At 63.8% G+C, this 23,396-nt stretch carries 19 protein-coding genes and 1 tRNA gene; 10 read left to right on the forward strand and 10 right to left on the reverse strand.

Translation table 11 applies throughout. From position 1 onward, the window contains the following. Positions 1-38: 38 nt before the first annotated feature. The 6 genes from RZE77_RS25015 to RZE77_RS25040 form a co-directional block, all read right to left on the reverse strand. On the reverse strand, positions 39-2,201 hold the full coding sequence (locus RZE77_RS25015; RefSeq protein WP_319439735.1) for a DNA methyltransferase: 2,163 nt from the start codon (positions 2,199-2,201) through the stop codon (positions 39-41). 6 nt (positions 2,202-2,207) lie between these two features. Next, entirely contained in the window at positions 2,208-3,221 is a 1,014-nt protein-coding gene (locus tag RZE77_RS25020; protein WP_319439736.1) for a ParA family protein, read from the reverse strand. After that, complete coding sequence (locus RZE77_RS25025; RefSeq protein ID WP_319439737.1) at positions 3,218-4,435, reverse strand: ATP-binding protein; 1,218 nt, start codon at positions 4,433-4,435, stop codon at positions 3,218-3,220. Before RZE77_RS25025 ends, RZE77_RS25020 begins: the two co-directional genes overlap by 4 nt. After that, the gene (locus RZE77_RS25030) at positions 4,432-7,158 is read right to left on the reverse strand and encodes a DEAD/DEAH box helicase family protein (RefSeq protein ID WP_319439738.1); all 2,727 of its coding nucleotides are present in this window, start codon (positions 7,156-7,158) and stop codon (positions 4,432-4,434) included. Before RZE77_RS25030 ends, RZE77_RS25025 begins: the two co-directional genes overlap by 4 nt. A 1,154-nt stretch (positions 7,159-8,312) precedes the next feature. Continuing rightward, positions 8,313-8,387, reverse strand: a tRNA-Arg gene (locus tag RZE77_RS25035). Positions 8,388-8,430: 43 nt separating this feature from the next. Then, a complete protein-coding gene (locus RZE77_RS25040; protein ID WP_319439739.1) occupies positions 8,431-9,111 on the reverse strand; it encodes a TetR family transcriptional regulator in 681 nt (226 codons plus the stop codon). Between the two features lie 179 nt (positions 9,112-9,290). Here RZE77_RS25040 and RZE77_RS25045 point away from each other — a divergent pair, with 179 nt between their 5' ends. The 4 genes from RZE77_RS25045 to RZE77_RS25060 all read left to right on the forward strand — a co-directional run bounded on the left by RZE77_RS25045 (position 9,291) and on the right by RZE77_RS25060 (position 15,876). After that, positions 9,291-10,562 carry an efflux RND transporter periplasmic adaptor subunit gene (locus RZE77_RS25045; protein WP_319439740.1) on the forward strand — a complete coding sequence of 424 codons (1,272 nt, stop codon included), beginning with the start codon at positions 9,291-9,293 and terminating at the stop codon, positions 10,560-10,562. A 16-nt stretch (positions 10,563-10,578) separates the two neighbouring features. Further along, positions 10,579-13,743 carry an efflux RND transporter permease subunit gene (locus tag RZE77_RS25050; protein WP_319439741.1) on the forward strand — a complete coding sequence of 1,055 codons (3,165 nt, stop codon included), beginning with the start codon at positions 10,579-10,581 and terminating at the stop codon, positions 13,741-13,743. Further along, positions 13,736-15,160, forward strand: coding sequence for an efflux transporter outer membrane subunit (locus RZE77_RS25055; protein WP_319439742.1), 1,425 nt, complete (start codon positions 13,736-13,738; stop codon positions 15,158-15,160). Before RZE77_RS25050 ends, RZE77_RS25055 begins: the two co-directional genes overlap by 8 nt. A 116-nt stretch (positions 15,161-15,276) precedes the next feature. After that, the gene (locus RZE77_RS25060) at positions 15,277-15,876 is read left to right on the forward strand and encodes a c-type cytochrome (RefSeq protein ID WP_319439743.1); all 600 of its coding nucleotides are present in this window, start codon (positions 15,277-15,279) and stop codon (positions 15,874-15,876) included. A 67-nt stretch (positions 15,877-15,943) separates the two neighbouring features. On the opposite strand, the gene RZE77_RS25065 is transcribed toward RZE77_RS25060, so the two are convergent. From RZE77_RS25065 to RZE77_RS25075, 3 genes are read right to left on the reverse strand one after another with little or no spacing between them, the layout of a single operon-like run. Further along, the gene (locus tag RZE77_RS25065) at positions 15,944-16,495 is read right to left on the reverse strand and encodes a DUF2946 family protein (protein ID WP_319439744.1); all 552 of its coding nucleotides are present in this window, start codon (positions 16,493-16,495) and stop codon (positions 15,944-15,946) included. 4 nt (positions 16,496-16,499) lie between these two features. Further along, the gene (locus RZE77_RS25070) at positions 16,500-17,510 is read right to left on the reverse strand and encodes a YheT family hydrolase (protein WP_319442411.1); all 1,011 of its coding nucleotides are present in this window, start codon (positions 17,508-17,510) and stop codon (positions 16,500-16,502) included. Positions 17,511-17,561: 51 nt separating this feature from the next. After that, complete coding sequence (locus tag RZE77_RS25075; protein WP_319439745.1) at positions 17,562-18,014, reverse strand: YybH family protein; 453 nt, start codon at positions 18,012-18,014, stop codon at positions 17,562-17,564. Positions 18,015-18,233: 219 nt separating this feature from the next. Here RZE77_RS25075 and rutA point away from each other — a divergent pair, with 219 nt between their 5' ends. The 6 genes from rutA to rutF are packed head-to-tail and all read left to right on the forward strand — an operon-like array spanning position 18,234 to position 22,516. Then, positions 18,234-19,349: a pyrimidine utilization protein A gene (rutA, locus tag RZE77_RS25080; protein ID WP_319439746.1), complete on the forward strand. Its 1,116-nt coding sequence runs from the start codon at positions 18,234-18,236 to the stop codon at positions 19,347-19,349. Positions 19,350-19,362: 13 nt separating this feature from the next. Further along, positions 19,363-20,121: a pyrimidine utilization protein B gene (gene rutB / locus RZE77_RS25085; protein WP_319439747.1), complete on the forward strand. Its 759-nt coding sequence runs from the start codon at positions 19,363-19,365 to the stop codon at positions 20,119-20,121. Between the two features lie 33 nt (positions 20,122-20,154). Then, positions 20,155-20,547: a pyrimidine utilization protein C gene (gene rutC, locus RZE77_RS25090; RefSeq protein WP_015867600.1), complete on the forward strand. Its 393-nt coding sequence runs from the start codon at positions 20,155-20,157 to the stop codon at positions 20,545-20,547. A gap of 2 nt (positions 20,548-20,549) precedes the next feature. Further along, a complete protein-coding gene (gene rutD, locus RZE77_RS25095) occupies positions 20,550-21,350 on the forward strand; it encodes a pyrimidine utilization protein D (RefSeq protein WP_319439748.1) in 801 nt (266 codons plus the stop codon). After that, positions 21,347-21,946, forward strand: coding sequence for a malonic semialdehyde reductase (locus RZE77_RS25100; RefSeq protein ID WP_319439749.1), 600 nt, complete (start codon positions 21,347-21,349; stop codon positions 21,944-21,946). Before rutD ends, RZE77_RS25100 begins: the two co-directional genes overlap by 4 nt. Before the next feature lie 27 nt (positions 21,947-21,973). Further along, the gene (gene rutF / locus RZE77_RS25105; protein ID WP_405546536.1) at positions 21,974-22,516 is read left to right on the forward strand and encodes an NADH-dependent FMN reductase RutF; all 543 of its coding nucleotides are present in this window, start codon (positions 21,974-21,976) and stop codon (positions 22,514-22,516) included. A gap of 44 nt (positions 22,517-22,560) precedes the next feature. Here rutF and rutR read toward each other — a convergent pair whose 3' ends face one another. Then, on the reverse strand, positions 22,561-23,319 hold the full coding sequence (gene rutR / locus RZE77_RS25110; RefSeq protein WP_319439750.1) for an HTH-type transcriptional regulator RutR: 759 nt from the start codon (positions 23,317-23,319) through the stop codon (positions 22,561-22,563). Positions 23,320-23,396 lie beyond the last annotated feature (77 nt).

A 23,396-nucleotide genomic window follows, 5' to 3' on the forward strand; every position in this document is an offset into this window, starting at 1 on the left:
TTGAGATGGCTCAGCCTTCTGCAGTTTTTGCGCTACTGTTAGCCGACGCTCACAGGAACCAGAGTCATAGTGTCGTTGCCAAAAATGTCGATGACTTTGACTGCTACTGTGTAACGACCTGCGCGCTCATAGGTATGGACGGCTGAAGTGAGTTCGAGATCACGGTTTAGTCGACTGCGGAAGCTCTGCCACTCGTTCTCAAAGATGTAGCCGCCTGTCCATCGCTCCTCAAATTCGGGCAACTTTAGTTCGCCCTGAGGGGGCTCGAAGCCCTCCAAGGTCGCAACATCGCCTACACCGGTGCCGACGGGGACCTTAATGATCTCCTTGCGTTGCAAGTAGTCGAAGTCCACTGCCCAGTAGTCCACCCAGTCGGTCCAGTGCTTTGTGAGTCGTTCGCGCTTGACTACACCGGCCTTATCTTTGGTGATCTTGTAGAGTTGCCCCTGCTCGCAAATTACGCCACTCTTGCCATCCCTCAATGCGGCAATCGCGGCTTCTGCTGCACCCTGCGTGTAATACACGGAGAAGTCGGTCAGCTCAATGCTCACAGCAAGTTTGCTTTTCCTGACGTAGCGGGGCGTCGCCTCAACGAAGCTGATGTCGTGGAAGACCACCTGCCCCTTGTCCACAGCTCGCCTGTCAAAAACTTCGGCGGGGATGTACTTAGGGATGAGTTCGATACCCTTGCTGCGCGCCTCTTCCAGGACCGCAGGGAATAGACCCATCTCGAACTCAAATGCCAGTATGTCGACGCGTGAAGCACCGCGCTTGCGGCACTCGGTAATGACCTCCTCGACGAATAGACGCCCAACGGGGAGGTTGATCGGCCCGATAACTACCAAACGGCCATTGCAAACGCCGTGAAAGAAACCATCCTGTGTCGCCCCCTCCGCGCCGAGCGGCGTTGCCTTGTAGGCCCTAAGGATTAGGTCACGGAACTCGCGCTCCTTTTGTGCCAGGGCCTGAGTTCGCTGCTCACTAGTCAGGCGACCGCCGATGCTCAGGTAAGCCTGCCGCTCGTATCTACCCAAGTTTAAGACCTCGAATGCACGAAAGTCCTTACCTTCCGCATTGAGCTGACGCTGAGCACCGATCAATCGCTTGCGAGTAGTGTGAATTCCGAACTTACCGAGGTCCGTCGCAATCCACTTTCTTCCAAGTTTCTCGGCGACTGCCGCCGTTGTGCCCGAGCCGATAAAAAAGTCCGCCACAAGATCGCCGGGATTGGAGGAGACCTTGATAATTCGCTCCAAAAGAGCCTCCGGCTTTTGGGTCGGGTAGCCAACCTTTTCCTTGTTCGCCGGTCCCGTTGGTACTTTGATGTCAGTCCACCAGTCCGTAACAGGTGTGCCGCGATCAATGTCGACCATGACCCCTTTGTGAACACTTAGCATGCGCTTGGCAGTCAGCTCGTTATACGGTCTGTACTCTGTATTGAACGTATGCGTCTCACCTCGTGAGTACTTCAAGATAGTGTCGTGTTTGCGCGGGAAGTCCGAAACCGGGATTGCGCCGCCGTTATACGTCCAGATGATCTCGTTTTGGTACCTATCCCGCCCAAATATTTCATCCATCGCACACCGGATAAAACTGTTCACTCGGTAGTCGCAATGGACGTAGATGGTTGCATCAAGCGCCATCAGATCTCGTATGAGGATCAAGCGCTCATAGATCATCGAGATAAAGCTATCTGCACCACGTCCCCAGGTATCTCGATACGCGATCTGCTCAAGGAGGTTAGGCTCCTTATGAAAAGTCTCTCCACCGATTTCAATGTCCATCGAAAAGTCCGCCCCGACGTCAAACGGTGGATCAATATAGACCAGCTTCAACCCCCCGGCGTCCTCGATCTGCTGACGCAGCGGGCCTGCCTTCAAAGATGACAGGATTAGCTTGTTGTCCCCCCAAATCAGCTTATTCGACCACCCCTTCATTTGTCGCCCGCGATTGTCGAAGAGCTCGCTCTGCATCTTCGTTTCGATGCGCGGCTCGTCAATGTGTTCCAACGTCTGAAAGGGCAACACTGTCGTGCACACGTCTCGCGTCTTGCCGTTCCACACCAGCTCCACTTCGCGCTTATCCTCGAATAAGATAAAGCGGTACCTCTCCGGAAGAGGCTTGCCCTGTTGGATCAGAGTGAACAGATCGCGCTGCTCGGCTTCGCTGAGGTCATAGGTCTTCTTGTCTTGCCGGGCCATATTGGTTCAGAGATCGTTATCGTTATTCAATTGGATGCGTTCAGCGATCGCCACGGCTAGTGCCTTGAAGTCACTCCATGCATCTCGCACAGCTTGTGAATGGCTGCCAATTGCGCCGTCGGCGGAGCTGAGATGGAAGATTGGCTTGCGCACCTCCTGCGCCATAGGTACCAGGCTTCGGTAGTGCTTCAGTCGGGCAAGGCAGTTGCCGTCGTTTGCCTTGCCCAGGCTCCCCGGCACTTGTCCAAGAACACTTTCGCGGTATGTATCGGGAATTCGGTCTACCCACTTTTTATAGGCCTTGACCGGGCGCGATAGGCGTTCCATGTGCTGCATAAGGATGTAGCCCCGCGGAGACATCAGGCCCTCGGGGAGCGCGAAATCGGGTTGATTCCAATTCTCCACACGTTTGCGCCAATCGGCCCTCCAGTTAGCTAACGTCGGTCCCAAATTGCGAAGCCCTTGCAACGAGAATAGGTCTGCCGCCAGAGGAATAACGACGTGGTCACTTCCTATCAGGGCCGAACGATTAATGGCGCCAAGGTTGGGGCCTACATCGGCCAAGATAAGATTAGCCTGATGCTGCGACGCCGCCATCTGAGCGACCTGCCAGAAAGAAGTGAGCAAACGGAAAGGGCGGTAGAGGTTATTCGACCCCATGGCAGCAGGCCAAGCGGACGAGAGCTCATCTTCAAAGCCGGCCAAGGCCAGATCGCCCGGCACCACGAAGAGGCGGGAGTTGATCTTCCGCGTGATCGGCGCCTGAATGTCACCCACCTTGGTCAGCGGTTGAATGCATCGGAAGATGGTTGTTCCCCCTTTGGGGGGCTTCTGAGGGTCCCAAAGTTCTTCCAAGGTGTCCTCCGCAAGAAAAGCGGAAGTCAGATTTGCCTGCGGATCGAGGTCGATAGCGACGACCCTATGGCCCATCTCAGAGAACATCCAGGCTAAGTGAAAGACCAACGAGGTCTTTCCTACCCCGCCCTTGTTGTTAAAGAACGTGAGGACGGGTGCTCTCATGTGGCTTTCCTAATAGTAGCAAGCACCACAGTAGGCTCAACTTGAAATTCGAGAGGTGGATTGCCATTCGCTTGCAATGCACGTCGCGACTCGGCTATGCCAAACCCGAACCGCTGCACGAAGCCCAGGGTCTTAAGAACACCCGCAAGTACCGGGTTGCGATAGTCGCTTATCCCGGGTCGACCAAAGTTCTCCACCGTAACTGCGCCATAAGGTCCGCCTGGATTGCTGATCTCAATTCTGTCGTCAAACCAGTAGACTCGAACGGGGGCATTGGTCCCCTCGTAAGTTCGGTGCATCACAGCATTTCGTACGAGTTGTTGGAGGGCTGACAGGGGATAGGCGGAGGAACGAATCTCCGTAGTCGCCCCCGATGTGAAGTCCACAGAGACGGAAAGAGTGGCTCTCAGCTTGTCATCGAGCCGCCGCAGCATGGTGTCTAGGCTGCCGTCGAGCTCTTGCTCATCTAAGACTGGATCACCCCACTGCGTGCCACGAATGCGAAGGAACTGCACGTAAGCAGATTGCACCCAGGTACGGGGGCTCTTTCCCAACGTAAGCATCCCAACCACTGTGGGCGTCGTGTCATCGACAGAAGCGATCATCCCGAGCGAAGCCAAACGCTCTTCGAGAGAGCGACCGTTCGCCTCCAGCACATCCCGGGCGACGGCCTGCGGCAAATACTCGGTCTCGAAATACGCACGACTGAGGTCGTCGAGCGTCGAGCTGTGAATAGGATGAGTATCGAAGCTTCGGTCCTGGTAGCGGCGTTTTTCGTTTAGCACGCGCTCATCCTGCGCCGTAGCTTGACCACGACGCGGTCCAGTTCGGATCCAAAGTCGACCATCCAAGCGTACTGGTGGCGCATCCGCAGGCCATACCGTAACTACTGCCACGTCCCGCCCCAAGACGGCGCGCTTCGCGACAGTCATCGTAGGCGGCGGTGTGATTTTGCCGTCGGTCTTTATGTCGGCCAGGGTTTGAAGGAGTTGGTCCGTAACTTCAAATTCCGGTCCGGCAGGCGTTCCATCGTCTTTAATACCGACAAAGAGCACACCGGGTAACCCATGATGGGGCAAATCATTGGCAAACGCACAGACGGCTTCGCGCCCCTTTTCCGGAGCGCTACCCCGCCAAGTCTCTTTGCGTTCAACACGGTCGCTTTCAATGTCCTGGATAAGCGCGACCAACTCATCGTCCGTCAGTGGCTTCACGCGAAGTTCTCCTGATAGTCACGAAAGGCACTCACCAAGCTTGAGAACGATGTCGGCTTGTGTTGCTCGAAACTCTTTTGGTCAACGTACACGAGGCCGTAGCTGGGGCCGCGCTCCTCTTTGCTGGCCTCGGTGGCGTCTTGGCACCACTGACGCAGTCGCCGCATCTTCTGCGGCACGTCCAGTTCTTCTCGTCCTTTTGTCTCCACGATCCAAACTGCCCCATCCTTGGTTCGGACGATGAAGTCAGGTGTGTATGTAGAAAGCTCGCCGTTCTCTTTTACGTAATCGATCTTGAAGCCGACGGCCATGTAGTTCTTGCCAAACGACTGGACATCATCCGCTGCATCGAGGAACGAGGCGAAGGCCAGTTCCAAACCATCAGCAGCCCCTTCGCCTACGATTCGATTAAAAACCGACCGCTTGGGTATCAGGAATCCGCGCGGCTGTGTACGGAAGGGCCTCGTCTCTCGCAGCCTGATGTAGCCTTCGATCCTGGATGTCCCCGTCTCGCGGATCGTCAGCTCATTTATCGCCGCACGGAAGCTGTCACAGACAACCTTACTAACCTCGGGCTCTGACAGATTCCGGAGAACCACAGGGTCTTCCAAATCGACGGATCGTTCGAACAGGTGGCCTTGGATGAACGCCTTCAATTTGGGATAAAGCTGCTCGTAGCCCCCTACCAGACGGAGTTCCTTCAAGAGCTGTCGAGCGAAGAATGCAATCACTGAGCGGAAGTCAACAACCCCGTTTGTGTCGAGCTGAATGGTGTGGTCAATCTCAGCGCCCAACATCATCTTGAAGACGATCTCACGAGTCTCCTCGGGAGTAAACGGTTTGATCGGCAGCCGAACGTTTCCGAGATTGGACGGGTCCAGCTCTGATAGATCTTTGAACTCACGGTTAAAGCGACGGCTCAATCTGGGGAGAGCAATATCCAACTCATCGATGTTTTTAGTAGTTGCATCCTTTTCCACCTCAACCACCAGTGAGTCTTGGCGCTCTTTTCCGCCTCGCCCACCCATCGGCACGCGCTCGAAATTGACGCCCTCGCTTTGAATTGATTCGACGAACTCCATGAAGGCCGGCGTACCTACCACGGACACGGTCTCGCGCTGATCGCTGCCGAAGTACATACGACGCAGACCTCGACCAAGCGTCTGCTCTGGCAGGATATTGCTCATCGCCGAGTAGGCACGGAGGCCAACGATCACGCTCACGTTGCGAACGTCCCAGCCCTCTTTGAGCATCAGTACCGACACTATGGCCTTGTAGGGCGACTTCCAAGTGTCGATCTCGTTAGATTGCTTGCGCAAGAGTTCGAGCTCGCCTCTGGCCTTGCTGCTTGTGGACTCCGAGATCTCGCCGCTGGCTTTGGTGTGGATGACGAGCACTGCTCCCTGCAACTCTGGGCAAATCTTGCCTAGATAGGCACCCACCTCGTCGCAATTCTTAGTGTCGTCAACCATAACGAAGAGCACAGCCTTTTTGCCCAACTTTTCGTGCTCGGCATAGCTCTTGCGCCATTCCTCGACGCCTAGTTGCAGGTAGTCGGCGTACTTTTCGCTGATGATTGGGCTCTTGCGCTCGGTGAGCTTAGCTCGACTCGCCGCGTCGGGGAGTACGGGGTGCTTTACGACATTCTGTGCAATGGCTTCCACTAGCGGGTAGTCGCTGATCGTCTGTACAAAGATCGCCCCATTGTTATGTCGAGGGGTTGCGGAAACGTCCACTTGAATCGCCAAACGAAGGTCCTTTTGGAGCAAGCGATGATGGATGTCCTGAATGCACTTGAACCATGCCAAGCGAGGATCGTGGATATGGTGTGCCTCATCGTTGAAAACGGCCAACTCCTCGATCTCGCGGATCAACTCGCCCAAGTCCGTTTTGCTATCCGTCGTCTTCCCTGTGGGCTTGTCGCCAAAGGGGGAAAGGAAGTAGCCCCTGAGGTCGTCGTCTTCGAGCGAGGGTTCGGGTACCTCACTAAGGTATACACGGTGGATGTTGGTCAGGAATAGGTTGCCCGTGGGGCGCACCACTCGCACGTCGTCTTGGATGTGCAACGCAAGCTGGAAGTCGTCGCGCCAGTTCCTGCCAGCGAACCCGTTATCAGGTAGCACAGGGTCGTTGAAGAAGATCCGTAGGCCGTCGAAGTCGGCTCGCAGCCTGTCGAGCACAATGATGTTCGGCGCTATCAACAGAAAATTGCGCGAAAGAGTGGAGTTCGGTTCGTAGAGTTTGTGGAAGTAGCTCCACGCCATCAACAACGACAAGACCTTCGTCTTACCCGCACCCGTCGCCATCTTTACGACGAAGCGAGGCCACTCTTCGTCGAACATGTTGCTAGACACTGCACCGGACGCATCGAACCGAAGCAGGTCGAACTTATCCCGTGCTCCACGCGCATCGTAGAGCCAAATTACTGATTCCACGGCCTCCCGCTGCGCGAAATAGTAGCGGAACTCGCTCTGGGTTCCGCCCGCTTGCTCAATGAAGTGGTGCGTGTCAAACCACCACGTGAGCAATGCCTTTGAAGTTTCAGATGCGCCACGGTAGCCTGTCGCACGCCATGCAGCCACTTCTTCTCGAACCTTCGCCACCAAAGGTGGCAAAAGCTTCTCGTAAGCTAGATCCCGCATCTCCTCGGCCGCGGGAAACCATCTCACCGACGGCTCAAGAACCTCATACGGCGACTGCGGAAATTCTGTGTGCAATGCCATTACTTTTCTCTCATGAAGCGTGAATTATCGGCGCAGCCATCTTGGCGACTGTTGGCCGGCACTGAACGGGCATACCGAGGCTCAGCATGCGGAACGTTGGGCCAGCAACGGATGTTCCTTCGAATACAACTGCCTCTGTTCCCGGCATCCTCTCCTAGCAAACATCGATGTGGAAAAGTCCTTTCGGTGCGAGGCTTTTGGGCACCCAAGTGTGAGGTCCACCATGGCGCGTTCACTCGGGTTAGTCTGAGCGGCTCTAGGACGCATTCATCTCGGCATCGCTCAACAAGGCGGCGCCATGTTTTCCACCAATCCACCCAAACCAACCGCTTCTAAGGCATCCACCCGTCTTTTACCGCTTGCGTGACACAGCGCGCAACACCGCGCTCGCCGCGCGACTGTCCATCGGGGTATTGCGGCGGGCACTTTTAGCCAGCGCCGATCGCCAAACATGGATCAACGACCCGGAAGGCTGCCGAGCACCCCGATCCCTGCAGACTCTCAACCGCTTGGGTCGTGGGCAGCAATTTCATGCTTAGCCGAGTGAGGGATATCATCACCTGCCTTCAACGGAATGACTACCGTACCCTGGGCTGGTTCGCCCAAATAGTCGACCCAAGTGGGGCTCTCGCCCAACACTTCGTCCATGATCTTCCGGGCCGTCGCTCGAAAGCCGTGAACGGTCATCACTTCTCTGGCGTAACCCATTGCCCGGCAGCGCCTCGTTGACAGTGTTCTCGCCATGCAGCGCTCTCTGGTGCGAATGCCGGGGAACACATACCGACCGCGCCCAGTAAAAGGGCTGCAATTCTCTTAGGATTCTTACGACCTGCCGTGAGAGCGGCATGAGATGCTCGACCTTCATCTTCATTTGTGAACGCGGAATTCTCCATTCGCCCGAGTCCAAATCCGTTTCTCCCCACCCCGCGGCCCGCAGTTCGACCGGGCGCACGAACGCCAAGGGCGACCGCTGCAGCACAGCCCGTTCGGTCGGATGACCTTCGTCCCCGCGGATAGAGCGCACAAGTTGAAATGATGATATTTCTCTAGGAGGTGATGGTGCGTTCCGCGACAGCTTGAGACAAAGAAAAACCCGCCACGCTAGCAAGCGTGCGGGTTTGTGAGTCTTGGTGAGACGCCATGGTCTCGGTATCTGGTCCCGCCGCCAGGAATCGAACCTGGATCTCAGCCTTCGGAGGGCCGAATTCTATCCGTTGAAATACAGCGAGGAATCTGGGCTCCGGCAGAACCGGAGCCTCGCATTATCGCCCATCAGGCGGCGATTTCTTCTTCACCTGCTTCGTTTCCGATGCCCGCCGGGGAGTTCCGCACAAAGCCCAGGCCGGCCAGGTAAACGCGGAAGGTGCGCCGGCCGGTGGGCACCAGGTCGAAGGCGGTGGGGTCGAGCAGCCAGTTCTGGATGAGTCCGCTGATCAGCGCGTGCAGGCCCTGGGCGGCCGCGGGGCCGGGCACGGGCAGCTTGATGTGGTCGCGGCGCGCGGCCAGGCGCAGGGCTTTTTCGAAATCGCCCACGCAGGCGTTGCGGGCGTCCAGGTGGCGCTGCTGCACCGAGGCCATGTCGTGCGTGTATTCGACCTTGTGGGTGGCCACGTCGAACACGCGGCGCACCTGGGGGTCGGTGGTCATGAGGGTGAGCGCGTGCACCATGCCCTCTTCTATTTCGGCCAGCGGGTCGTCGTCGGGGCCCGCGGCTGCGGCGGCGGCGCGGGGGCCGGCCTCCAGCGGGAGGATGACGCGCTCCATCATCGCGTTGAAGAGGGCGGCCTTGTCCTTGAAGTGCCAATAAATGGCGCCGCGCGTGGCCCCGGCCTGCTGCGCAATCTGCTGCAGCGAGGTCTGCGAGACGCCTTGCGCCTGAAACAGCAGCTCCGCGGCATCGAGCAAGCGATTCCGCGTGGCCAGTGCCTCTTCCTTCGTACGACGTGCCACCAAGTCTCCCAATTTGTAAAGCCCAAGCCCTTTCCCAGGCGTAGGGCCATTCGACACTGTCACTATACATCCATGAATGTATGTAAACTAGCGGGCTTCCCCGATGGCCCGGCTGTTTATGCTGGCTTTCTGTGTTCGCTTCGCGAACGCGCCATCTCCCGTCTTTGCTTCAAAGGATTCGCATGCCTCTCCTGCATGTTTCGCGTCAATCGTCGTTCTCGCCGCGCCTCGCGATCGTGGCCGCTGCTGTGGTGTTGGTGCTCGCGGCCTGTTCCAAGGGCGATGCGCCAGCCGGCCCGGGTGGCGCGGGCGGCGGCGGTGCCCCGCCGGCCCCCGAGGTGGGGGTGGTGGTTGCCGCGCCTACCGACGTGGGCCTGGTGACCGAACTGCCGGGCCGGCTCGAAGCCTCGCGCGTGGCGCAGGTTCGCGCCCGCGCCTCGGGCATCCTGCTGAAGCGCGAGTTCCGCGAAGGCAGCGACGTGAAGGCCGGCCAGCTGCTGTTCCGCATCGACCCGGCACCGCTGGTGGCCGCCGCGCAAAACGCGCAGGCCACGCTGGCACGCGCCGAAGCCAATGCGGTGCAGGCCAAGGCATTGGCCGACCGCTACAAGCCGCTGGTCGAGGCCAACGCGGTGAGCAAGCAGGAATACGCGACGGCCGTGGCCTCGCAGAAGACGGCCGAGGCCGACGTGGCCGCGGGCCGCGCCGCGGTGCAGACGGCCAAGATCAACCTGGGCTATGCCAACGTGACCTCGCCCATCGCGGGCCGCATCGGCCGCGCGCTGGTGACCGAAGGCGCACTGGTGGGCCAGGGCGACGCCACCGAGCTGGCCGTGGTGCAGCAGATCAACCCGATGTACGTGAACTTCACGCAGTCGGCGTCCGACGTGCTGAAGCTGCGCCGCGCACTGGCTGCCGGCCAGTACAAGCGCGCCAACGGCGAAGAGGCGGCCAGCGTGAACGTGGTGCTGGAAGACGGCACCGACTACGCGCTGCCCGGCAAGCTGCTGTTCTCCGACCTGACGGTGGATTCGACCACCGGCCAGGTCACGCTGCGCGCCGAGGTGCCCAACCCGAAGGGCGAGCTGCTGCCCGGCCTGTACGTGCGCGTGCGGCTGGAGCAGGCGCAGGCCACCAACGCGATCACGGTGCCGCAGCAGGCGGTCACGCGCACGCAGCAGGGCGACACGGTGTCGGTGGTGAGCGCCGACGGCAAGATCAGCCAGCGCACGGTGAAGATCAGCGCCGCCAAGGACAACCAGTGGGTGGTGCTCGATGGCCTGAAGGCCGGCGAGCAGGTGATGGTCGACGGCTTCCAGAAGCTGCAGATGATGCCGCCCGGCACGCCCGTGAAGGCGGTGCCATGGAAGAAGCCGGACCCGAGTGCGGCTCCGGCGCCCGCGGCACCCGCTCCTGGTGCCGCCCCCGCGGCCGCACCGGCCGAGAAGAAGTAATCAGGAGCGCGCCCGCATGGCCAAATTCTTTATCGACCGACCGATCTTCGCCTGGGTGATTGCGCTGTTCATCCTGGTGGGGGGCAGTGTCGCCATTACCCAGCTGCCGATCTCGCAGTACCCGCCGGTGGCTCCGCCGGCCATCGTGATCAACGTTGCCTACCCGGGCGCCTCGGCCCAGACGCTGGAGGACAGCGTGCTGTCCGTGATCGAGCGCGAGATGAACGGCTCGCCGGGCCTGATCTACATGGAATCGGTGGCCCAGGCCGACGGCACGGGCACCATCACCATCAGCTTCGAGGCCGGCACCAACGACGACCTCGCGCAGGTGGACGTGCAGAACCGGCTCTCTCGCGCCACGCCGCGCCTGCCGGCGGCCGTAACGCAGCAGGGTGTGCGCGTGGACAAGTCGCGCAACAACTTCCTGATGTTCGTGATGCTGTCTTCGGACAACCCGCAGTTCGACCCGGTGGCGCTCGGCGACTATGCCGCGCGCAACGTGGTGCCGGAACTGCAGCGCGTGGTCGGCGTGGGCCAGGCCCAGCTGTTCGGCTCCGAAAACGCGATGCGCATCTGGATCGATCCGGCCAAGCTGCAGGGCTTCAACCTGTCGGCCACGGATGTGAACAACGCGATCCGCGCGCAGAACGCGCAGGTGTCCTCGGGCACGCTGGGCGACCTGCCCAACATTCCCGGCCAGGCCATTGCGGCCACGGTGGTGGTGGACGGCCAGCTGGCCAACGTGGAGCAGTTCCAGAACATCGTGCTGCGCGCCAACACCGACGGCTCGACCGTGCGGCTGAAGGACGTGGCGCGGGTGGAGCTGGGCGGCCAGTCGTATGCCACCTCGGCGCGCCTGAACGGCGTGCCGGCGGTGGGTATTGGCGTGCAGCCCACGCCCAACGGCAACGCGCTGGAGTCGGCCAAGGCGATCCGCGCCAAGATGGCGGAACTGCAGCGCTTCTTCCCGCAGGGCGTGAAGTGGGACATTCCGTACGACAGCTCGCGCTTCGTGCAGATCTCGATCACCGAAGTGGTCAAGACGCTGCTGGAAGCCGTGGCGCTGGTGTTCGTGGTGATGTTCCTGTTCCTGCAGAACTGGCGCTACACGATCATCCCGACCATCGTGGTGCCCATTGCATTGCTGGGTACGTTTGCGGCGCTGCTCGGCCTGGGCTTCTCGATCAACGTGCTGACCATGTTCGGCATGGTGCTGGTGATCGGCATCGTGGTGGACGACGCCATTGTGGTGGTGGAGAACGTCGAGCGCATCATGAGCGAAGAGGGGCTGTCGCCGCTCGAAGCCACGCGCAAGGCCATGAAGCAAATCTCGGGCGCCATCATCGGTGTGACCGTGGTGCTGATCTCGGTGTTCGTGCCGCTGGCGTTCTTTGCGGGCTCCACGGGCAACATCTACCGCCAGTTCTCGGCGGTGATGGTGACGTCGATTGCCTTCTCGGCCTTCATGGCGCTGTCGCTCACGCCCGCGCTGTGCGCCACGCTGCTCAAGCCGGTGGAAGCCGGCCACCACCACGAGAAGACCGGCTTCTTCGGCTGGTTCAACCGCGGCTTCACGCGCACGGCCAAGGGCTATGAAAGCCTGGTCGCGCGCATCCTGCGCCGCGCCGCGCGCTACCTGATCATCTACGTGGCGATCATCGGCGCGGTGGTGTACACCTACACGCACCTGCCAAGCTCGTTCCTGCCGGCGGAAGACCAGGGCAACATCATCGTGAACGTGCAGCTGCCCCCGGGTGCCACGCAGGAGCGTGCGCTGTCGGTCATGCAGCAGGTCGAGGGCTTCATCCTGAAGCAGCCCGAGGTGCAGAGCATGGTGGGCGTGATGGGCTTCAGCTTCTCGGGCCAGGGGCAGAACGCGGGCCTTGCCTTCGTGACGCTGAAGGACTGGGAAGAGCGAAAGGACCCGGCCCATTCGGCCAGCGCGCTGGCGGGCCGCGCCTTCGGTGCGCTCTCGGGCATTCGCGACGCGTTCATCTACCCGCTGAGCCCGCCGCCCATTCCTGAACTGGGCAATGCGAGCGGCTTCAGCTTCCGGCTGCAGGACCGTTCGGGCGCGGGCCACGAGGCGCTGATCAACGCGCGCAACCAACTGCTGGGTATGGCCGGGCAGAGCAAGGTCCTGTCGCAGGTTCGCCCCGACGGCCTGGAAGACGCGCCGCAGCTGCAGATCGACATCGACCGCGACAAGGCCAGCGCCCTGGGCGTGACCTTCGACGCGATCAATGCCACGCTGTCGACGGGCCTGGGTTCGAGCTACATCAACGACTTTCCGAACCGCGGCCGCCTGCAGCGCGTGGTGGTGCAGGCCGATGCGCCGGCGCGCATGCAGCCCGACGACCTGCTGCGCCTGAACGCCAGCAACACGCAGGGCCAGCCGGTGCCGCTGTCGGCGTTTGCGACCACCAAGTGGGTCAAGGGCGCGACGCAGACGGTGCGCTACAACGGCTACCCGGCCATCCGCATCAGCGGCGACGCCGCCGCGGGCTACAGCACGGGCGCCGCCATGGCCGAGATGGAAAAGCTCGCGAGCCAGCTGCCGCAGGGCTTCGGCTTTGAGTGGACGGGCCAGTCGCGCGAAGAAAAGCTCGCGGGCTCGCAGGCCATCGTGCTGTACGGCTTTGCGATTCTGGCGGTGTTCCTGTGCCTGGCCGCGCTGTACGAGAGCTGGTCGATTCCGCTGTCGGTGATCCTGGTGGTGCCGCTGGGCGTGCTGGGGGTGCTGCTGGCGACCATGCTGCGCGCCTACTCGAACGACGTGTACTTCCAGGTGGGGCTGATCACCATCATCGGCCTCTCGGCGAAGAACGCGATCCTGATCATCGAGTTTGCGAAGGACCTGCAGGCGCAGGGCAAGGGCATCGTCGAATCGGCGCTGGCCGCGGCCCACCTGCGGTTCCGCCCGATCATCATGACCTCGCTGGCCTTCGGCCTGGGCGTGGTGCCGCTGGTGATCGCCTCGGGCGCCGGCTCGGCCAGCCAGCGCGCCATTGGCACGGGTGTGCTCGGCGGCATGGTGACGGGTACGGCGCTGGCCGTGATCTTCGTGCCGGTGTTCTTCGTGGTGGTGCGCGGCCTGTTCAAGGGCAGTGCGCGCCAGCATGAAGCCGACAAGCGGCACGCGGAAGCAGCCGGCATCACGGAGGAAAAAGCACATGACTAAGAAACTGATTCCCACAGCCTTGGCCGCGGCAATGCTGCTGGCCGGCTGCTCGCTGATTCCGACCTACGAACGCCCGGCGGCGCCGGTGCCCACCACCTACCCGGGCGACCCGGCCCAGCCGGCCGGCCAGGCCGCGGCGGCCGTGTCGTGGGAAAGCTTCTTCACCGACCCGCGGCTGAACGGGCTGATCCGCACCGCGCTGGAAAACAACCGCGACCTGCGCGTGTCGGTGCTCAACATCGAGCAGGCGCGCGCGCAGTTCCAGATCGAGCGCTCGGCGCTGTTTCCGGCGCTGGGCCTCACCGGCAGCGGGTCGCGCTCGAGCCCCAACCCCTACCAGGCCTTCGACAGCAGCGTGGGCAGCGTGTCGTCGCAGTACAGCGTGAACCTGGGCGTCACGGCCTGGGAGATCGACTTCTTCGGCCGCATCCGCGCGCTGAAGGACCAGGCGCTGGCGCAATACCTGGCCACCGAGGAATCGCGCAAGGCCGCGCAGGTGAGCCTGATCGCGGCGGTGGCCACCGGCTGGCTCACGCTGATTGCCGACGACGAACTGCTCGAGCTCACGCGCCAGACGCTGGTCACGCGCGAAGAGTCGGTGCGGCTGACCAAGATGCGCTTCGACAACGGCGTGTCGTCCGAGCTCGACTTCCAGGCCGCGAACTCGCTGGCCGAAACCGCGCGCGCCTCGTATGCGCAGCAGCAGCGCACGCGCATGCAGGACGAGAACGCGCTCGCCCTGCTGCTGGGCGCGCCGGTGCCGGCCGACGCCACCGCGGGCGGCATCAAGGGGCTGGACAGCGTCAAGCCGATGCCCGACGTGCCGGCGGGCCTGCCCTCCGACCTGCTGGCCGAGCGGCCCGACATCCGCGCCGCCGAGCAGCAGCTGATTGCGGCCAACGCCAACATCGGCGCGGCGCGCGCCAATTTCTTCCCGCGCGTGTCGCTCACCACCACGCTGGGCACCGCGAGCAGCGAGTTCTCGGGCCTGTTCGACAGCGGCTCCAAGGCCTGGTCGTTCGCGCCGTCGGTCACGCTGCCGATCTTCGATGCGGGCCGCAACCGGGCCACGCTCGACTCGGCCAAGGCCGGGCGCGAGATTGCCGTGGCGCAGTACGAGAAGTCGATCCAGACCGCGTTCCGCGAAGTGGCCGATGCCCTGGCCGGCCGCGCCACGCTGGGCGAGCAGGTGCGAGCGCAGCGCGCGCAGGCCGATGCGGAGTCGGTGCGCTTCAGGCTCTCGGACATGCGCTACCGCAACGGCATTGCGAGCGCGCTCGACCTGCTCGATGCGCAGCGCTCGCTGTACACGGCGCAGCAATCGGCGGTCACCACGCGCCTGCTGCAGCTGCAGAACCAGGTCACGCTCTACAAGACGCTCGGTGGCGGCTGGGCCACGCCCGGCAGCAAGGGCTGAGGCTTTCGCGCGACGGACTCGGAGCGGCCTTCCGTCCTTTGGGCGGAGGGCCTCTCTATAATCGCCGGTTGATTCGAAAAAGCCCCCCGACGAGCCCCCGTTAATTGAGGACGCCAATGAGCGCAGACCCGCAATACCAGGCCAAAGAAGAAGCCCACACCGGCCCGATCAAGAACCCGAAGCAACTGCTGCTCGCGGTATTTTTCTCCTTCGTAGCACCCATCCTGATCATCGTGGGCCTCGTGGCCTATGTGGTTTCGGGCAACAAGCCCGCGGGCACGGCCGAGGGCGACAGCATGTCGCTGTACGGCGTGTCGCAGGACACGCGCGACCGCGAAGTGGCCGAACGGCTCAAGAAGGTCGGCGCCATCGAGATCCGTGATGCCAACCGTCCGCTCGCAGCCGGCGATGCCGTCTTCAAGGCGCAGTGCGCAGCCTGCCACGCGCCGCCCGGCATTCCCGGCGCTCCGCACCTGAACGACGCCGCAGCCTGGGGCCCGCGCATCGGCCAGGGCTACGAAACGCTGCTCGACCATGCGCTGCATGGCAAGGGCGCCATGCCGGCCCAGGGCGGCGGCGACTTCGAAGACCTCGAAATCGGCCGTGCCGTGGTCTACATGGCCAATGCCGGCGGCGCCAAGTTCCCGGTGCCCGAGCGTCCCGCGGCGGCAGCGGCTCCTGCCGATGGCGCGGCTTCGGCGCCTGCAGCCAAGTAAACGGGTCCACGCCCCAAAGAGAAAGCCGGCTTCGAGCCGGCTTTTTCATGTCCGCTGCAAGCTGCAGCTACTCTTTTGATAGCACGACGAGCCGGCGCGCCGAAGGGCTCAGTACATGGCCGAAGCGCTGCGGCAGATCGGCCGCGTGCACCGGCTCGGGCGTCCACAAGCCCTGCTCCACCGCGTCGGCGGCAAGGCCCACGTCCTGCGTATGGACCAGCCCGAGCCCGAGGGGCGCCGCCAGGAAGAGGCGGCCGTGCTCGTCGAGCAGGCAGGCCGAGATGGCGCCCGGCGCCTGCCCGGTGTGGGCCGTGACGGCAAAGCCTGCGCCGTCGGCAATGCGCCAGACGAAGGGCGCGGCCTCCAGTTCGACGTACACGCGCTGCGGTCCGTTCTGGAAGAACCACTGGCCCTCGTCGTCGTGGTCGTAGTTGCGCTGGATGAAGTCGATCAGCTTCTCGTGCCGCAGCATCGAGCCCTTGGCCAGCGGAAAGGCGCCTTCGGCCTGGGTGCGGTCGTCGCGCATGTACCAGTTGCCGCGCGCGTCCAGGCCGAGCCAGCCGTAGCAGTGCGGCACGTTGGGCCACTTGGCGAGCGCCTGTTTGACGATGTCGTCCATGGAGCTATTTTGCGCGCGCCTGCGGCGCAGTGGATGGTGCAAACCCGGCCAGCCAGCCGCCCACGCGCTCGGGCATGTCGCGCACATGGCCGGGCGGCAGCCCGAGCGGAAAACCCACGTGGCCGCCATGCGCGGGCTGCCACAGCGTGACGTGCGGGCCGACCTCGCCGGGGCCGGGCAGGCTCCATGCCGGAATGAACGGATCGTTGAGCGCATTCACCACCAGCGTGGGCACGCGGATCGCGCTCAGGTGCGGCTTGGACGAGCCCCGGGCCCAGTAGTCGTCGGTGTTGCGAAAGCCGTGCAGCGGTGCGGTGAACACGTCGTCGAAGGCGTAGAGATCCTGCGCCGCGAGCAGCCGCTCGCGGTCGAACAGGCCGGGAAACTGCGCCAGCTTGGCCAGTGCCTTGGGCTTCATGGTCGCGAGGAACATGCGCGTGTAGACCAGCCGGTTGAAGCCGCGGCCAATGGCCGCGCCGCCGGCCGCCAAGTCGAGCGGCGCGGACACCGAGGCCACCGCGCTGACCGACTCGCGGGCCGTGCCGCCGGCCTCGCAGGCCCAGCGCAGCAGCGCATTGCCGCCGAGCGAGACGCCCGCGGCCAGCACCGGACCGCCGCCGCGCTGCGCGTGCTGCTCGCGCATGCGCTGCAGGATCCAGCCGATCTCTTCGTAGTCGCCCGAATGGTAGGCGCGCGGCGCCAGGTTGAGCTCGCCGCTGCAGCCGCGGAAATGCGGCACGGCAAAGGCCATGCCCTGCGCGGCGGCAAAGGCCGCGAAGGCTTCCGCATAGTGGCTGCGCGACGATCCCTCCAGCCCATGGAACAGCACCAGCAGCGGCTGCGGGCCGGGCAAGGCCGCATCGACGAAGTCGACGTCGATGAAGTCGCCGTCGGGCGCGGTCCAGCGCTCTCGGCGGTAGGCGGGCGCGGGCCCCTCGAAGCGGCGGGCATAGAGCGCCGGCCAGATGGTCTGCAGGTTGCCGCCGGGCAGCCAGCGCGGCGCCATGTAGCCCATGGCCGCATGCAAGGTGGATGAAGGTGAGGCGTCGGCAGGCATCGCATCGCTTCAGTGCAGGGTCTGGGGCAGCTCGTTCAGGTCGCTGGGCTCGCGCGCGCTGCCGGGGCTCGCGTGGTGCGCCACCAGGCGCCACCCTTCGACGGTCTTGTGATAGACGTTGGTGGCCAGCACGAAGGCATGCTTGGGGCCTTCGGCGGTGAGCACCTCGATGCGCTCGAGTACGTTGTGCACCGCGCTTGCCAATGATTCGATCTTGCGCACGCGCGCCGGCGTGGCGTGGATGGCGCCGTTGCCGAACATCTGCTCGAAGGCCGCGCGGATGGCGGTGGTGCCCACCAGCCGCGGGCCGCCGGGATGCACGCAGAACACCTCGTCCTCGTCGGCCCAGCACGCCATCAGGGCATCGATGTCGCCGCGCTGCAGCGCCTCGTAGAAGGCGGCTTCGATGTCGTCGGCAGTGCCGCCGATGGCCGCGGCGGCGCGGAGTGGGGTCTTGGGCATGGCGTGATTTTGCCGCGCGATCCATGACGCGGGGGCTGCACCGCTTTGGCCTTGCGGCGCACCGCGTTGCCGCAGCGCGGGCGGTTCGTCCGCTCCACTTTGGACCAAATGGTCAAAACATTGCATCCAAAAGCACTCAAGCCGTTGATTCCAAACGGCTTTTCCAATTGGCACGGGCCATGCATAGGGCTTGGCGACCCCGCAACAGGAGCTTTTTGCATGAACGTCGGCATCTTCATTCCCATCGGCAACAACGGCTGGCTGCTCTCGGAGAACGCGCCGCAGTACAAGCCCAGTTTCGAGCTCAACAAGGAGATCACGCTGGCGGCCGAACGCTACGGCGTGGACTTTGTGCTTTCGATGATCAAGTTGCGCGGCTTCGGCGGCAAGACCGAGTTCTGGGACCACAACCTCGAGTCGTTCACGCTGATGGCCGGGCTCGCGGCGGTGACCACGAAGATCAAGCTCTTTGCCACCGCCGCCTCGCTGGTGATGCCGCCGGCCATCGTCGCGCGCATGGCGTCGACCATCGATTCGATCTCCGGTGGCCGCTTCGGCCTGAACCTCGTCACCGGCTGGCAGCGGCCCGAGTATTCGCAAATGGGCATGTGGCCCGGCGACCAGTTCTTCGGCACGCGCTACCAGTACCTGTCGGAATACATCCAGGTGCTGCGCGAGCTCTGGGGCAAGGGCCAGTCCGACTTCAAGGGCGACCACTTCCAGATGGACGACTGCCGCCTGAGCCCGCAACCGCAGGCCGACATGAAGGTGATCTGCGCGGGCCAGAGCGATGCGGGCATGGACTTCTCGGCCAGGTACGCCGACTACAACTTCTGCTTCGGCAAGGGCGTGAACACGCCCAAGGCCTTTGCGCCCGCGGCCGAGAAGCTCATCGAGGCCACGCGCAAGACCGGCCGCCACGTCACCACCTACGTGCTGATGATGGTGATTGCCGACGAAACCGACGAGGCCGCGCGCGCCAAGTGGGAGCACTACAAGGCCGGCGCCGACCACGAGGCCATCGCCTGGCTGGGCCAGCAGGGCGCGGCCGACACCAAGTCGGGCGCCGACACCAACGTGCGCCAGATGGCCGACCCGACCTCGGCCGTGAACATCAACATGGGCACGCTGGTCGGCTCCTACGCCACGGTCGCACGCCTGCTCGACGAGATGGCCGAGGTGCCGGGCACCGAGGGCGTGCTGCTGACCTTCGACGACTTCGTGCAGGGCGTCGCGGCCTTCGGCGAACGCATCCAGCCGCTCATGAAGAGCCGCGCGCATGTGCAGAGCCCCGTGCCCTCGCAGGCCGAAGCCGAACAACGCCTTGCGGCCTGAGCAGGAGCGCCACGTGAGCACTCCCGCACGCAACACCACCCTCACATCGAACACCCCCGTCGGCGCGCCTCGCCCGCCCGGCGCACCGGCGCCGCAGGTGCTGCCCGCGCGGCCCGAACCGCTTGCGCTGCATGCCAGCGACTCGGCGCTGATCGTGGTCGACATGCAGAACGCCTATGCATCGATCGGCGGCTATGTCGATTCGGCCGGCTTCGACATTTCCGGCGCGCAGGGCACCATTGCCAACATCGCGCGCACCATTGCGGCGGCGCGCGCGGCCGGCATGCTGGTGGTGTTTTTGCAGAACGGCTGGGACGCCGCCTACGTCGAGGCCGGCGGGCCGGGCTCGCCCAACTGGCACAAGTCGAACGCGCTCAAGACCATGCGCGCCAGGCCCGAGCTCGCGGGCAAGTTCCTCGCCAAGGGCGGCTGGGACTACGAGCTCATTGCCGAGATGAAGCCGCAGCCCGGCGACATCGTGGTGCCCAAGACGCGCTACAGCGGCTTCTTCAACAGCACGCTCGACAGCACGCTGCGCGCGCGCGGCATCCGCCACCTGGTGTTCACCGGCATCGCGACCAACGTGTGCGTGGAGTCGACCCTGCGCGATGCCTTCCACCTCGAATACTTCGCCGTGATGCTGGAAGACGCGACGCACGAGCTTGGCGGCGCGGCCATCCAGAAGGCCTCGGTCTACAACGTCGAGACCTTCTTCGGCTGGGTCTCCACGGTCGACGACTTCGTGCGCAGCTTCGCGCCGGCCACGGCCTGATTTCCATCGTTCAACCCACAGCAAGGAACTCCCATGCCCAAGCAAGCCATCATCCCGGCCGGAACCACCACGCCGATCGCTCCCTTCGTGCCCGGCACCATGGCCGACGGCATCGTCTACGTGTCGGGCACGCTGCCCTTCGACAAGGACAACAACGTGGTCCACGTGGGCGACGCCTCCGCGCAGACGCGCCACGTGCTCGAGACGATCCAGAACGTGATCGCAACGGCCGGCGGCACCATGGACGACGTGACCTTCAACATGATCATGATCAAGGACTGGGCCGACTACGCCAAGGTCAACGCGGTGTACGCCGAGTTCTTTCCGGGCACCAAGCCCGCGCGCTACTGCATCCAGTGCGGCCTGGTGAAGCCCGATGCGCTGGTCGAGATTGCGTCGATCGCCCACGTCGGCAACAAGGCCTGAGCATGCCGCTGCACTACGAAGTGCATGGGCCGGCCGATGGCGAGGCGGTGCTGCTGTCGTCGGGCCTGGGCGGTTCGGCTGCCTTCTGGCAACCGCAGCTTGGCGCGCTGGTCGAAGCGGGCCACCGCGTGATTGCGTACGACCAGCGCGGCACGGGCCGCAGCCCCGCCGCGCTGGATGCGGGCTACGCCATTGCCGACATGGCGCGCGACGTGGTGCAGATTCTCGACGCCACGGCCACGCCGCGCTGCCACCTGGTGGGCCATGCGCTGGGCGGACTCGTGGGCCTGCAGCTGGCACTCGACGAACCTTCGCGCGTGGCCAGCCTGGTGCTGGTCAATGCGTGGTCGAAGCCCAACGCGCATTCGGCGCGCTGCTTCGATGCGCGGCTCGCGCTGCTCGACGCCTGCGGCCCGCGCGCGTACGTGGAAGCGCAGCCGATCTTCCTGTACCCCGCGGCCTGGTGCGCGGAACATGCGCAGCGCGTGGCCGACGAGGTCGACCATGCGTTTGCGCATTTCCCCGGAGAAGCGAACATGCGCGCGCGCATCGGTGCGCTGCGCGCCTTCGACATCGATGCACGCCTTGGCGCCATCACCGCGCCCACCTTGGTGGCCGCCGCCATGGACGATGCGCTGGTGCCTTGGACCTGCTCGCAGCGCCTGGCCGATGGCCTCAAGGACGTGACGCTCCACTTCTTGCCCCACGGCGGCCACGCGCACAGCGTGACCGAGGCCGCCGCCTTCAACCGCAGCCTGCTCGACTTTCTCGCCCGGGTCAGTGCACCCGGCGTTCCCGCATGACCATGATGAAACCTGCTCTCGACGACGCCGCACTGGCCCTTCTTTTTACCGAGGCGCGCAGCCACAACGGCTGGACCGACGAGCCCGTGACCGACGCGCAGATCCACCAGGTCTACGCGCTGGCCTGCATGGGCCCGACCTCGGCCAACTGCTCGCCCGCGCGCTTCGTGTTCGTTCGCACGCCCGAAGGCAAGCAGCGCCTCGCGCCCGCGCTTTCCAAGGGCAACCTCGACAAGACCATGACGGCCCCCGTCACGGTGATTGCCGCGTGGGACCGCAAGTTCTACGACAAGCTGCCCACGCTGTTTCCGCATGCCGATGCGCGCAGCTGGTTCACCGGCAGCCCCGAGGCCGCGCACGAAACCGCCTTTCGCAACGCGAGCCTGCAGGCGGCCTACCTGCTGCTGGCCGCGCGCGCGGTGGGGCTCGACGCCGGGCCGATGTCGGGCTTCGACAAGGCGAAGGTCGACGCCGCGTTCTTCGAGGGCACCGACTGGAGCGCCAACTTCCTGATCAACCTCGGCCATGGCGATCCGGCCAAGGTGTTCGGCCGCCTGCCGCGGCTCGCCTTCGACGAAGCCTGCGTCCTCGCCTGAAGCCCGTCTTCACGGAGATTCTTTCTCATGCTGCCCAACGCAATGGCCTCCAACCACGTCATGCCGAGCGGTGCGCCGCCCGCGCTGCCCAAGGCGGACTACCGCAACGCCATGGCGCGGCTGGGCGCGGCGGTCAACATCATCACCACCGATGGCCCCGCGGGCCGCGCCGGCTTCACAGCCTCGGCCGTGTGCAGCGTGACCGACGAGCCGCCGATGCTGCTGGTGTGCCTGAACCGCTCGGCCTCGGTGTACCCCGCGTTCACGGCCAACGGCGTGCTGTGCGTGAACGTGCTGGCCGCGGGGCACCAGGCGCTCTCGGGCCTGTTCGGTGGCAAGACGCCGATGGACGAGCGCTTTGCCGCAGGCCGATGGAGCCGCAAGGCCACGGGCTCGCCGGTGCTCGAAGATGCCGCGGCCTCGTTCGACTGCCGCGTGGTGCAGGCCACGAGCGCGGGGACGCATGACGTGCTGTTTTGCGAGGCGCTGGCGATTGCGATTGGGGGGGCGGCGCAGAGCTTGATTTATTTCGATCGGCGGTATCACGAGATCGCGGCGCCGCCGCATTGATTTTTTCTTTTTCCCTCTCCCGGAGGGAGAGGGAGTAAATCCCCCTACCGCGGCGCAATGCCCTGCAGCACGATCCGCTGCACGTTCTCCACCGTCTGCTCGAAGAACGCCGGATCCTCCAGCGTATGCCCCGTCAGCGCCTGCACCTGCACGCCGAAATCCGCATAGTGCTGCGTGACGGCCCAGAGCGTGAAGATCAGGTGGTGCGGATCGACCGGTGCGAGCTTGCCGGCTGCGATCCATGAACGGATGACCTCCGACTTGCGCTCCACCAGCGTGCGCAGCTCGCGGTCGAGTTCGTCGCGCAGGAGCGGCGCGCCCTGGATCATCTCGAGGCAGAACAGGCGCGATGCATCGGGCCGGTCGCGCGACACCACGAGCTTGCGGCGGATGTAGCCGCCGATGGCTTCGCCCGGGTCCTGCTCGGCGCTGAAGCCGCGCAGCGGCTCGAGCCACAGCGCGAGCAGGTCGCGCAGCACGTTGACGTACAGCTCCTCCTTGTTCGCAAAGTAGTAGAGCAGGTTGCTCTTGGACACATCGGCGCGCGCCGCCACCTGGTCGATGGACGTGCCATGCAAGCCGAAGCGCGAGAACAAACCCAGCGCGGCGCCCAGGATGGCGCTGCGCTTGTCCTCGATCTGGCGCAGCCTGCGGCTCACCGCGGATGCGCTGCGCACGGCGGGCTTCGCGCGCTGGCGCGCCGGGCCCTTCACCGGAAGGGTGACCGGGATCTTCACCGGGCTTTTTTTGGCCGGGATCTTCTTCGTGCTGCTGGCTGCGGCCAGCGCCTTGGTCTTCGGCATCTTCCCTCGCTTCATCGATTGCTTGCTGGTTCTTCTTTCAACGCGCACCACTGTAAGGCCGCGATGCATCGCGTTGC

Origin of the sequence: Variovorax sp. SPNA7, assembly GCF_033807855.1 — a bacterium.
GTDB lineage: Bacteria > Pseudomonadota > Gammaproteobacteria > Burkholderiales > Burkholderiaceae_C > Variovorax > Variovorax beijingensis.